Genomic DNA, 12,749 nt, shown 5'->3' with positions numbered 1-12,749 from the left:
TTACAAATATATTTTGAAATTTTTTTAAAAAACTATGCCATTTATAGGAATTGGCTATGACAATTGGGCGATCAATGCATGATATTTTATCAGCTGCCGCGCCTTTTTTAAGTGCTCAGCCCTGACAACGCAGATCAGATCATTAAGCGCATCTTCCAACTTGTCGTTGATAATAACATAATCAAACTCAGTAATATGACCGACTTCTTCGCGCGCCGCAATTAGTCTTTTCTCAATGATCCCCGGGTTATCTTGGGCCCTTTTTACTAGTCGTGTTGCCAGAGTGTCTGCCGAGGGCGGAAGTATAAAGATGCCGATGGATTCGGGGAGAATTTGCTGTATCTGTTTTGCTCCCTGACAATCAATCTCGAGTAAGATATCCTGACCTGAAGCGATAGCACTGTCAATCCATTTTTGCGAGGTACCATAAAGATTGCCATAAACTTCCGCACTTTCTACGAATTCTCCATTTCGGAGCATTTGTCTGAATGTTACTTCATCGACAAAATGATAGTCACGACCATTGACTTCTCCGGAACGCGGCGAGCGTGTAGTATGTGAAATAGACAGACTCAGATTTATGTCTGATTGGAGCAATGCTCTGACCAAACTGGTTTTTCCGGTGCCAGAGGGTGCGCTGATAATAAATAAGCAACCTGTCATTTTTGTCATCTTGTACCTATTATTTATTTATCTGTGTGATCAGATATTTTATCTCGAGTTAAAAGCTGTCAGTGCTTGACCTTTTAATGTTCTGATCAGCCTTGTTTCTTCAGCAGTAATTCCTTCAGGTGCATCCAATGCGCGGTCTGCATAAAATAGGCCAATGGGTTTTTCGTTTGCTACCAAAGGGAGCACAATAAAACTGCGTGCATCGGGTAATAGATCCACATGCCATTGGGGTATTAGTTTGCGAATTTTTGGGATGTAGGCGTCTGAAATTAGCAAATCTACATTCTGCTTCAGGGCAAGATGAAACAGATCATTAGACGGTGCAGTTGGGAAGTTAAATGCTTTTTGATACTCCATGTTATTTCTGCCCAGAGAACTGCGTGCACGAAACTGATTTATTTTTTGGTCTCTAAGGCAAAGCGTGATAAAACGAAAACCTAGGCTATTATAATAAGTTTCCAGAACTAACATGATTAAATCCTCAAGCCTATACTTGCCAGATGCCATAATTTCGGTAACGTCTTGCACACCGGCTAATAATAATGCGGATGCATTATAAGGTTTGCCACTGGGGTAACACTGAGTAATTCCTGGGCTATTGTTTTCATCATCGCTTAACAGCAGTTCATTAAGTGAATCTTCTAAAGAAGTATCAAATTCTGCCTGTGTTGAGTGTGGATTGATTTTGCTACTTTTGTCAGCGATGAGTAAATTTGCATTGATTAAGTAAGTCCGGGTTTCCGCGGAAGCACTCAGTATCAATTGATCCAATTTATATTTATCCAGATGAAGTGCTCTGCCAAAACGGTTGAGTAGCTTATTTTTAAGCTCGGAATCTTCCGGTTCGGTGGTTGCCAAAATAAGCGATGTAGCTTTTTCACTAAATTCTGCGGCTTGCTGCATCCACTCTTGTTTATTCTTTGCAGCGTTCAGAATGCCTGGAGGCTTGTTTTTAAGCGATTGAATGATGCTGATGGGGATATTCCATTTTTCCAGAATAGTCTCGGTCAGTGTATCCAGATTGAAATCCAATACTGTTTGTGATGCTTGCAAAGACGTATGCGTACCTTCCTCGATGAGAGCCATCATTTTCTGGTATAAATCATGATCATAGGCAGCAAGCAATAAACGTCCAAGGTTCTTGAACAAGGCAACAACAGCAATTTCTTCTGCATCTTTAAAAGAGCTAATCTTAACAAGCTCACGGCTAATCATACTAGCCGCTAAGGCGTTATTTAACTCAGTGCGGACGTGTTCTGCACGCTTCCCAGACATGCCGTCAACCAGCAGCATGGCTAAAGCGCAAGTCTTTACCGAATTAAAACCCAGCAAGAATATTGCTTTGGTGATACTGGTATTAACTTTGTTAGACGCGGAAATGAAAGCGACAGAATTCGATAAGCGCAGAATCTTTTGTGTTAATGAAACATCCGATAGAACAAAATAGGCTAATTGTTGAATGGATTGATCATCCGATGAAGATAGTTGTACGATGCGTGTAATGGAGCTGCCAAGAGCGGGGAGATCCGGGTCATTAGTGACCGCTTCGATTAAATGATCTCTTAAAGTTTTTGTACTATCTTTTTTTACTGCGGCAGGATCAAGAAAATTGGATGGGTCTTGGGGAGTATAGGGCGATTGAATGGATCCCATCTTAAGCTTCTTCTAATTAAAATTGTTAGTTAGTATGTTGGTGCAAACCATATCGCAGTCTGTATCAGATTCTTTCTTCCTGAATGTTATAGAAATCTAATATGCATTTTTATTAACGGCAAATTAGAAGGTTAGTTAATAAGAAATGTTAATGAATACCATGCTTGCTGAAATAATTCTGATGATATTCCTCTGCAATGTAAAATTGGCCGGCAGGTAAAATTTTGGTTACAATAGGATTGTGCCAACGTCCGCTAGTCTGTAATTTATGCTTGGATTCTTTTGCGGCAATCTCTTGTTCTGGCGTGAAGAAAAAGATAGTTGAACGATATTGTGTGCCGATGTCGGGACCTTGACGATCCGGCGTGGTAGGATTATGACAGCTCCAAAAACTGTCTAGTAATGTTTCAAAAACCACTTCTGCCGGATCATACTCGACCATAACCACTTCAATATGACCGGTGGTGCTGGTACAAACGGCTGTGTAAGTTGGATTGTCGGTATGCCCGCCGGAATAACCACAAGTAACGCCGGAGACTCCTTTGATACGACGAAAGGCTGCTTCTACTCCCCAGAAACAGCCTGCCCCAAAAATTATCTTGTTCGCCGCCACTATTGATTCACTTGATAAATCAAATCAATAAAGTATTTTAGTGTATTCCAATGAATGGAAAAGTGCATATGTTATTTTTCCTTTCGTATCTTTTCTATCAGTGCTTCCAAGGTTCTGATGGTATCTTGCGGTGTACCGCCCATTTTACCGCTGGTAATGTACTTTCCATTAATGACCAATGCAGGAACACCAGTGAGTTGATATTGGCGGGACATTTGTGTTGATTTTGCTACCTGATTCTGGACTGCAAAAGAGCGATAAGTATCTTCAAACTTCTTTCTATCGATGCCCTGTTTCTCAATCCAGTCAAATAGAGCAGATTCATTGTTTAAATCAATTTTCTCACGATGAATAGCATCGTAAACTTTGTCGTGCAAAGTATCGGTTATTCCCATTGCTTCTATCGTATGGAAGATTTTCGCAGCCGATACCCAATTGGCGCGAAGCGTCGCAGGCACATAGCGAAAACTGACATCCTTAGGGATGTTCATCAGCCAGGTTTTAAGATGCGGGTGTAAGCTGTCGCAATGGGGGCAGCCATACCAAAAGAACTCTAAGACTTCAATCGTACTACCATCCTGTGTGGGTTGCGGGGTAGCCAGTACGGTATAGTCTTTGCCCTCAACAATCTCGGCACGTGCACTGGATAGGTTTATTAAACTAAAACTCAATACTAAGAAGAAAACTGCAAGAGGCTTATATTGATTCATTTTAACTCCTTAAATAAAGTGTCTAACTGGCTGGTGGATTCTGTTTAGTATGAATAGATCGCACAAAAATTGAGTGCAAGCAGGGTGTCAGGAAATAATTTATTGTACTTTGATAAATTGTGCTCCTATGCCATTTTCTTTTAAAGAAGCGCTAATTTCATCAATATCCACTTTGTTAGTGAGAGGGCCGATACGTACCCTATACCAAGTGCCTTTCTCAGCTAAATCAATCGGTTGTATGGATGCTGATACACCAAGGAATGCGAGTCTGGCTTTCATGTTCTCTGCTTCATCATTTTTTCTGAAAGACCCGGCCTGGAGAAAATATTTTTCTTTCACTGGAGGAGGGCTCTTAATTGGAGGTGCTAGCGATTGTTGTATCGGTTCTGCTGGAATAGTACGTGGCGGAACAGCTGCGATTTGCGGGGCGGTTACGGCCGGATTGATATTCGGACGGGTTGGCGGGACAGTCTGTTGTACATTTTCAGTAGGTTTATCCCTATTTTCTGGAATCTTGGGAGTAATTTGCGGTTGAGCTGGTTGAGGAACAGCCGGTTTGTATTCATGATCAAACTCGGGCTCTTCAATACCAGGGAGGATCTTGTAAAAATCAAATCGAGGCTTTTCCTCGGCAGTCACTACGGGCTCTTCTTGTGGTTTAGCGGGTGTTTGGGGTTGCTCCGGCGTTGCTTTTACTTCGCTTTTCTCGGTTGAGCTGGCCGCTTTCTCAGTGGGCAAAAACGGACTGGGTGAATAGTTAAAATACAGCCAGATGCCAATAGCACTCGCAAGACCTAATGCGTAACCGACAAACCCGCCCAGGAATGCAGAACCGCCTTTCTCAGGTGTGGATTTTGAAGGTTTTCTGGTCTTATAATCTCGGCTCATGAGTATCCTTATGCATTAATTCGATCACATTTTATCAGGTGCACTGACACCGAGTAACCTCAAACCATTATTCAGTACCTCACGGATCGAAGCAATCAACGCCAATCGAGCGTGCTGCAACGGAATCTCAGGTACTAGGAAACGCGTTGAATTATAGTAACTATGAAATTCGCTGGCCAGTTCTCTGAGGTAGAAAGCAATCAGATGCGGTGAAAATTCCTTCGCAGCCATTTCTACAGTATCCGGAAAATCAATTAATTTTTGCAGCAAAGCTAATTCGGCAGAGCTGGATAGTGCTTCCGCGCTCGCATTAACCAGATTGTTCATATCACCATCCCATTGCACCAACACGCTGCACACACGAGCATGGGCATACTGGACGTAATACACTGGGTTTTCATTGCTTTGCGATTTGGCCAGATCTAAATCAAAATCCAAATGCTGATCGCTTTTACGCATCACGTAAAAGAATCGTGCGGCATCTTTGCCGACTTCCTGGCGTAATTCCCGCAACGTGACAAACTCGCCGGAACGGGTAGACATGGGTGCTTTTTTGCCATCACGGTAAAGCACAGCAAACTGCACTAAGGCGATTTCCAGTTTTTCTGGATCTAATTCCAATGCCTGTAAAGCGCCTTTTACCCTGGCAATATAACCATGATGGTCCGCCCCCCAGATATTAATCATCTGATCGAAACCGCGCTCAAATTTATTCAGATGGTAGGCGATATCCGAAGCAAAATAAGTGAATTGACCGTTTTCTCTTTGCACGACACGGTCTTTTTCATCACCAAAATCGGTGGAGCGAAACCAAACAGCGCCATCCTGTAGATACAAGTAATGTTTCTTCTCAAGCAACTGGATGGTATGCGCGACAAGACCATTATCAAATAGCGATTGTTCTGAAAACCAGGTATCAAATTCCACACCGAATTCCATCAAATCATTGCGGCAATCACCCAATTGTTCTGTCAGCACAAAATTGTGAATATACGCATAATCCTGGCCGAGTATTTTTTTTGCACTCGCAATTAATTGATCCAACTGCTCGTCAGTATTAATTCCTGTTTCATGGATATTTTCTGACAGATCCTCCAGCAATAAGGCTGGTTGATGCACATATCGCTGGTCATGTGCTTGCTGGATTAGTTGTGCCATGGTTTTAACATAGTTGCCCTGATAAGCATTCTCTGGAAAAGGAACGCGAATATTGTTGAGTTCCAGATAACGCAGCCAGGTAGAAAGCGTCAGAATGTCCATTTGCCGTCCTGCGTCATTGACATAGAATTCACGGGATACATTAAAACCGGCCGCTGCCAGTATGCTGGATAAACTTGCACCGATTGCCGCGCCACGCCCATGTCCGACATGCAGTGGCCCGGTTGGATTGGCCGAGACAAATTCCACCTGAATCTTTTTCCCTTGGCCAAAATCACTATGGCCGAAAGCCGTTTTGCTTTGCAAAACATGCTGCAGGTATTGCTGTTTGGCGGAGTTTTTCAGGAACAGATTGATGAAACCTGCGCCAGCCACTTCAATTTTTTCCAGATAAGGGGAGGGTGGAAGGGCATTGATCAATAGACTGGCGATTTCTCGCGGATTTTTATGCAATGGTTTAGCTAATTGCATGGCAAGATTGCAGGAATAATCGCCATGACTGGCTTGCTTGGTGCGTGCCAATTCAATGCGAATGGAAGTATCCAGTGTGGTGATGTGATTGCCTGCCTGGCGGAAAAGTCCGGCAAAATGTATTTTAAAGTTGGGATAGGCAGATGAAGTCATGGTTGAGAATAAGCGATATCAATATTTTGATTGAACTGAGTTGCCGGGCATAACATAGATTCTTCTTGTCTAAATAATAAGCTGCATTCTATCAGGTGCACAGCTCATGCCGAAGATTGTTGGCGAAGCGTTTCAAAAAGACAGACCCCCGCGCTGACAGCGACATTTAAACTTTCTATGCTGCCCAGCATCGGAATGCGCACCAATTGATCGCAGGCTTCCCGCGTCAATCGCCGCAATCCTTTTTCTTCAGAGCCAAATACCCAGGCAACCGGCCCTTGAATCTGGAAATGGGTGAGATCGTGATCTGCATCTTCCGCGGTACCTATAATCCAGATTCCCTGTTCTTTTAATTGCTTTAGCGTACGCGACAAATTGGTTACGGCGATATATGGCACCGTATCCGCAGCACCGCTGGAAACTTTATAAACGGTTGAGGTCAATCCGACTGCCCGATCTTTCGGTGCAATCACGGCATGTACGCCAAACGCATCGGCAACACGTAAACACGCACCTAAATTGTGTGGATCCTGAATGCCATCCAATACCAGCAGCCGGGCTGGTTCAGTCAGTGTATCGAGAACATCGCTGATGTCGATATAACTGCGCGCAATATCGATATTGGCCACGACGCCTTGATGACGATCGGTACCAGCCATGCTTGTCAGTCTTGGTCCCTCACTGGTGATCAAACGAATCTTTTGGTCTTCGGCAAGCTTGATTAACCCGCGAGCGCGTTGATCATCGCGTGTGGCGTCGATAAATATCTCTTTGATGCTATTCGGATTTTGCCGCAAACGGCTGGTGACCGCGTGAAAGCCAAAAATAAGGCGGGTGCTCGACATAATTCCTAACAAACCTGAAAATTTTGCTAAGCATCGCTTAACATAAGAGATATTTGATGAAAAATAGAAGCATGCTGCTGCTGTGTTCTGATTTTCTCGCGCGTTATGATCCAATCAACATAACCCGCGTATTGTAAAACAATTTCAGATTGTTAAAGCGATTTCTTACTTTTTGATGCGGTCTTTGTTTCTGATGTGGATTTTTTCTTGGCGCTGCTTGATTTTTTGCTGGGCTCAGCTAATACAAAATCGATTTTGCTGGTTTCCAAATCAACACGGACCAATTTAACTTGTAATCGATCACCCAAACGGTATTGTTTGCCGCTGCGTTCACCCAATAAAGTATGTTTGGTCGCATCAAAACGAAAATAATCACTCGGGAGTTCTGAAATATGTACGAGACCTTCCACGTACACGTTATCCAGTGCTACAAATAAGCCAAACCCGGTGACACTGCTGATCACGCCGTCAAAACATTCGCCGATTCTATCCTGCATGTAGAAACACTTGAGCCAGGATTCGACGTCACGTGTTGCCTCGTCGGCGCGCCGCTCGGTGAGTGAGCAATGTTTACCTAACGCGTTCCAATCTCCGGGTTCATAGGATTTCCCGTTTAATACCGTTTTGATGGCGCGATGTATCAGTAAATCAGGGTAGCGGCGGATGGGGGAAGTAAAGTGCGTGTAGTAGTCATACGCAAGCCCGAAATGCCCGGAAATATCCGGGCTGTAAACAGCCTGTTGCAAAGATCTTAGCATGACCGTCTGGAGTAGCTGCGCATCCGGTCTGCCTTGTATTTTAAGCAGTGTTTGCGCGTAATCTTTGGCGCTGGGTTTGTTTTTTCCGCCTAATTGAATGCCAAACTCTTTGAGAAAATTACGCAAGGCTTCAATTTTCTCGGGAGAGGGATCTTCATGAATACGATACAGCGTTGTCTGATTATTTTTTTGCAGAAAATCTGCGGCACATACATTCGCTGCCAGCATGCATTCTTCAATCAAACGGTGCGCTTCGGTCCGTTGCACTGGTTCAATCTTGTCGATTTTCCCTTGTTCATTGAAGAACATTTGTGTTTCTGTCGTTTCAAAGTCAATCGCGCCGCGTTTCTTGCGTGCTTTCAGTAATGCCTTAAATAATTTGTGGACCCTTTGCACGTGCGGCAACAGCTTTGCATATTCCTTGGCTTCAGGTCCTTTGGGGTTAGCCAGCATGGCCGCTACTTTATTGTAGGTCAGGCGCGCATGGGAGCACATCACAGCGGGATAAAAATTATAATCGAGGATGTCGCCGTTCGCTTGGAACTGTATTTCACAGACCATGCAAAGCCGGTTCTTGTCTGGAACAAGTGAACACAACTCATTCGATAGCGCTTCCGGCAGCATGGGAATAACACGGCGAGGGAAATAGACGGAATTTCCCCGGTTAAATGCTTCCTGATCAATGGCATCGTTGGGTTTGACATAGTGACTGACATCCGCAATCGCTACATACAGCCGGTATCCTCTATCGTCTGTTTCGCAATACACCGCGTCATCAAAATCACGGGCAGTTTCGCTGTCTATGGTTACCAGGGGTAAATGGGAGATATCTTTGCGTCCCATCAGTTCTTTTTTTGCTACATTTTTGGGAAATTTGGCCGAGAGTTTTTCAACCTCGGGAGAAAATACATAGGGAAGATCGTGTTTTCGTAACGCGATTTCAATTTCCATCCCAGGCGCGGTGTAGTCTCCAAGAATCTCAATAATTTTCCCGATCGGTTGCGACTGTTTATTCGGCTGCTGGATAATCTCGACGACGACAATCTGGCCTGCTTTGGCTTTCAAAGAGTGTTCCATAGCGATCAGAATATCTTGGCTGATGCGTTTGTTTTCAGCCACTACAAGCAGAATGCCATGGTCAATATATAGCCGGCCTACCAACTGAGTATTGGTATATTCCAATACCTCTACAATCGCAGCTTCGCGTCGGCCGCGCCGGTCCAATCCAATTTCACGTACCAAAACTCGGTCTCCATGCAACGCTTTATTCATTTCTTTGGCGCTCAGATACAAATCCGGACTGCCGTCATCTGGAATCAGAAAGCCAAACCCGTCTGGATGACCTTGGATTTTCCCTTTGATCAAATCCAGTTTCTCCATGACGCAAATATCGCCTTTGCGGTTACGGAAAATCTGGCCTTCGCGCACCATCGCGGTTAACCGGCGATTAAACAGTTCTTCTTCTTTTTTAGTGATATCCAGTAACTTAAATAATGCGTGTTCAGCGGTTGGGACGCCCTGCTGTTTTAAAATCTGTAAAACATATTCCCGGCTGGGTAATGGGTGTTCATAGCGTCCTTTCTCGCGATCAAGAAAAGGATCCAGATTACGTGGTTTTTGATTCTTCTTAATTGACAAAGCAGTGATTTCCTATAGAATTACGCGTTCTTTGGCAGCCGGATCCGGTTGTTTATTGCCCAGATGGCGGAATTGGTAGACGCGCATGGTTCAGGTCCATGTGCCTTCGGGTGTGGAGGTTCGAGTCCTCTTCTGGGCACCATAAATCATTTTAATATATTGATTAATAAGTTTATTATTAATTAAACCAAGAATTCTATGCCTAAAAATATGCCATCAATATTTTTGTTGGCTAAAGATTGAGCAATAAATTAAATCTGTAAATATTAGTTTTTATCTTATATCACATTCTCGAATGTTGCTTACTATATAGGACCAAAAAGACAAATTCAAATACTCCCATCCGAGACTTTCGCAAACAAAAATCTGACTATGCGTGTCAATACCGGAGTAAGAATGTACCGGATAGCTTGCCAGTAGTGCGAAAGAGCTCATTAATACGGCAACAGATCAACAGCATTCCAATCATAAATTGGAATGCCATGATTTGATAGAATCTTTTATTGGATTGGACAAGCGTAAATATAGACGAAGAAACTAAAGCGTTGTTACGCAATATCTCTCATCATCTCAAATGGATCATCTTACTGCTATTAGGTATTTTGGGATTGTTAATTGTCGGAATGGCTGGTGGCATTTGAGTCTGGCCCCTCTGTCATATTACGGCGTTCTGGAACCTCCTGTTATTGCCAGCCGGTAACTTCATAGCCTTTTTCTTGCAAGCAGCGAGAAACGAAGTTTGCATACGCTTGATTGGGTTGTGCAGGTCTCGCCGAGAGGAAGATTCCTCGCAACAATCCTGCAGCGGCACCACTGGCTGCACCAACTAAGGAGCCTTGACCAGCCGAGCCGTAAATAGCGCCACCCACTGCACCGCTCGCGGCGCCAACACCTGCGCCCATGGCTGTGCTTGTCGCGACATTGCCAATGTTTCCTTTGCCTTCCTTGGCGCCAGCCGCTTCAGCCAAATCTTTACAAGCTTCAATATCTGCATCAGCCACATTTTTTCCCATAGATAAAAAGTGTGTGTTTGGATATAAAACAGGCCCTGTACTGGAGCAAGCCGACAGCCCCAAAAAAAACAAACCTGTAGTCATTATCATTATTAATTTCATGGTGCTTTCCTTCTATATTTAGGTATAAATATTCCTGATTGGATCAGTATAAATGGAATTTCTCCAGAGTATTCTGAAAAAATATATTTTTGAGTAGAAACCGGAATTTTGTTTGATAATGAGACAGAAAGTACCGCAAGAACATTGACAGTGGTGCATGGGGTGCGAGCAATGCCAGAAACAAGAAATAGATATTCGTAAAATAGTTTACTGTGATTGTTGGGGATGGCGCAACGATACATGAACGTAATGCTCTCCATGGCTTGCCACGGAGAGCATTATAGATTGCATTTCTGATGTTTTGTTTTCTGCATCTATCCCTACAGTTTTGCCGTAAGGATAGGCGAGGCCGTACGGTACAAACTTATTCTTTGCCCTTACTGGTTAGAGATCCCAGGAATGCTTTTACATCGGTAATAAATCCAGGACCAACTTCCCGGCCCAATTGATGTTCCGCCATTTCTTCTATCGCTTCATCCAATGTTGCAACTGAGCCATCATGGAAATACGGTGCTGTTTTGGTAATATTTCTAAGGCTTGGGACCTTAAACACTTTCTTGTCAATCTCAAGTCCGGTTATTTCAAACCGTCCCATATCTTTTGTTTCATAGGGTTTAACCAGACCGATTTTTTTGTATGAATTCCCGCCAAGCGCAACACCATTGTGGCAAGTGGCGCATCCCATGTGGACAAATTTTTGCAGGCCTCTTTTCTCGTTTTCATTCAACGCGGTTTCATCGCCATTGAGGAAATCATCAAAACGAGAAGGAGTTAGCAACGTACGCTCAAAGGCGCCGATGGCCTTGCCAACGTTTTTGTATTGGATAGGATCTTTCTCATCCTTGAAGGCTTCTGCAAAAAGTACTTTATATTCCTCTATTTTTTTCAATTTGTTGACAACAGCATCTTCATTTGGCATGCCCATTTCGATTGGATTTAAAATTGGCCCAAGTGCTTGCTCCTCAACATCTTTGGCGCGCCCATCCCAGAACTGCGCAATATGTAGCGCTGCATTCATCGAGGTTGGGGAATTTCTGCCGCCGCGTTTTCCTTCATGACCTGGCGATGTGGCCTGACTATCTACGCCAAAATTATCTAGCCGATGGCAGGAGTTACAAGAAATCTGATCATTGATCGAAAGCCGGGGCTCTAAATAAAGCTTCTTTCCAAGCTTGATCAAAGCCGCATTCTTTTCCTTATCAATAATTGCTGCGGGTAACGGTTCAAAGAATTGTTTCAAAGTGGTTTTGTCTATTTTGTGATGACTGCCATGCATTCCGCCCATTCCACCGTGATGATCGCCATCGTGCATTTGACTATGATGATCATCTTTCTGTGTTTTATCTTGATGATCGTGATTACTTTGAGCGTAACTAAAAGAACTCAATATAAGCGCTAAGAATAAGAATACTTTCATGTAAACCTCCAAAATTTTAAAATTGACACCCTAATCAACAGTCCTAATTAAGCAAAATGCTTACATTCTAAAAAACTGTTAAAGGGAAAACGTTTTTTAAATTACCAGTATGTTAATTACAAAATTGCGGTTGAGGATTTTATGTATGGATTTATTTGTCCTTGTTGTAGAAGAAAAGCTTCAAATTTATCTGCTGTCAATGGTTTAACTAAAGAAGTAACCTTACGCATAATCTATGAGAATCACTAGAGTTGTTTACAGATTGAAGAAAAGTTTCTTAATTTTTCATACGGAGTCATATTACTAATTCCGGTATGAGGTTTCACAGTATTATAGAAGTTAACGAACCTGGCAAGGCTGAGTTCACGATCTTTACGTGAGGTGAAGATTGTTTGTTGATGCGACATCTCCAAGATAGTTTTAATCACGCGTTCAGCCTTGCCATTAGTTTGAGGACGCCGAACATGTGTAAATTTCTGATCGATACTGTTTGTTTTGCAAAGGGTAACAAAAGCATGATCAGGGGTTCCTTTATACTCCGTGCCATTACCAGAATAAGCGCGCTCAATCGTGTAAGGGCGTTCTTCGATAACCTGCACAAGGAAAGTAGCTGCAGAATTCTGTGTCTTATCAGGAAGAATGGCAGCATACAATTCCC

11 protein-coding genes and 1 tRNA gene are annotated in these 12,749 nt (G+C 43.3%); 1 reads left to right on the top strand and 11 read right to left on the bottom strand.

Features of this window, described 5'->3' with window-relative positions; all coding sequences use genetic code 11:
• Positions 1–54: 54 nt before the first annotated feature.
• From gmk to rnr, 8 genes are all read right to left on the bottom strand, one after another.
• A complete protein-coding gene (gene gmk, locus K2P83_RS12175; RefSeq protein ID WP_292929552.1) occupies positions 55–672 on the bottom strand; it encodes a guanylate kinase in 618 nt (205 codons plus the stop codon).
• A 39-nt stretch (positions 673–711) separates the two neighbouring features.
• A complete protein-coding gene (locus tag K2P83_RS12170; protein WP_292929550.1) occupies positions 712–2,325 on the bottom strand; it encodes an HDOD domain-containing protein in 1,614 nt (537 codons plus the stop codon).
• Positions 2,326–2,473: 148 nt separating this feature from the next.
• A complete protein-coding gene (gene msrA / locus K2P83_RS12165) occupies positions 2,474–2,938 on the bottom strand; it encodes a peptide-methionine (S)-S-oxide reductase MsrA (RefSeq protein ID WP_292929548.1) in 465 nt (154 codons plus the stop codon).
• 71 nt (positions 2,939–3,009) lie between these two features.
• Positions 3,010–3,648 carry a thiol:disulfide interchange protein DsbA/DsbL gene (locus K2P83_RS12160; protein ID WP_292929546.1) on the bottom strand — a complete coding sequence of 213 codons (639 nt, stop codon included), beginning with the start codon at positions 3,646–3,648 and terminating at the stop codon, positions 3,010–3,012.
• Between the two features lie 99 nt (positions 3,649–3,747).
• Entirely contained in the window at positions 3,748–4,536 is a 789-nt protein-coding gene (locus tag K2P83_RS12155; RefSeq protein WP_292929544.1) for an SPOR domain-containing protein, read from the bottom strand.
• Positions 4,537–4,560: 24 nt separating this feature from the next.
• A complete protein-coding gene (argS, locus tag K2P83_RS12150) occupies positions 4,561–6,318 on the bottom strand; it encodes an arginine--tRNA ligase (protein ID WP_292929542.1) in 1,758 nt (585 codons plus the stop codon).
• Between the two features lie 104 nt (positions 6,319–6,422).
• Entirely contained in the window at positions 6,423–7,163 is a 741-nt protein-coding gene (gene rlmB, locus K2P83_RS12145) for a 23S rRNA (guanosine(2251)-2'-O)-methyltransferase RlmB (RefSeq protein WP_292929540.1), read from the bottom strand.
• A gap of 152 nt (positions 7,164–7,315) precedes the next feature.
• Positions 7,316–9,559: a ribonuclease R gene (gene rnr / locus K2P83_RS12140; protein WP_292929538.1), complete on the bottom strand. Its 2,244-nt coding sequence runs from the start codon at positions 9,557–9,559 to the stop codon at positions 7,316–7,318.
• Between the two features lie 57 nt (positions 9,560–9,616).
• On the opposite strand from rnr, the gene K2P83_RS12135 reads away from it, so the two are divergent.
• Positions 9,617–9,701 (top strand) — tRNA-Leu (locus K2P83_RS12135).
• Between the two features lie 541 nt (positions 9,702–10,242).
• Here the strand turns inward: K2P83_RS12135 and K2P83_RS12130 are convergent.
• From K2P83_RS12130 to K2P83_RS12120, 3 genes are all read right to left on the bottom strand, one after another.
• Complete coding sequence (locus K2P83_RS12130; RefSeq protein ID WP_292929536.1) at positions 10,243–10,674, bottom strand: glycine zipper family protein; 432 nt, start codon at positions 10,672–10,674, stop codon at positions 10,243–10,245.
• A 364-nt stretch (positions 10,675–11,038) separates the two neighbouring features.
• Positions 11,039–12,091 (bottom strand): cytochrome c peroxidase, encoded by a 1,053-nt coding sequence (locus K2P83_RS12125; protein ID WP_292929534.1) that lies wholly within the window; start codon positions 12,089–12,091, stop codon positions 11,039–11,041.
• 245 nt (positions 12,092–12,336) lie between these two features.
• The coding region (locus K2P83_RS12120) for an integrase core domain-containing protein (protein ID WP_292929532.1) at positions 12,337–12,749 on the bottom strand (413 nt) is incomplete at its 5' end.

This window comes from Nitrosomonas sp., from assembly GCF_019752415.1.
GTDB lineage: Bacteria > Pseudomonadota > Gammaproteobacteria > Burkholderiales > Nitrosomonadaceae > Nitrosomonas.
Note: the sequence above shows the minus strand (reverse complement) of the source record. Positions and strands in the feature narration are given on the sequence as shown.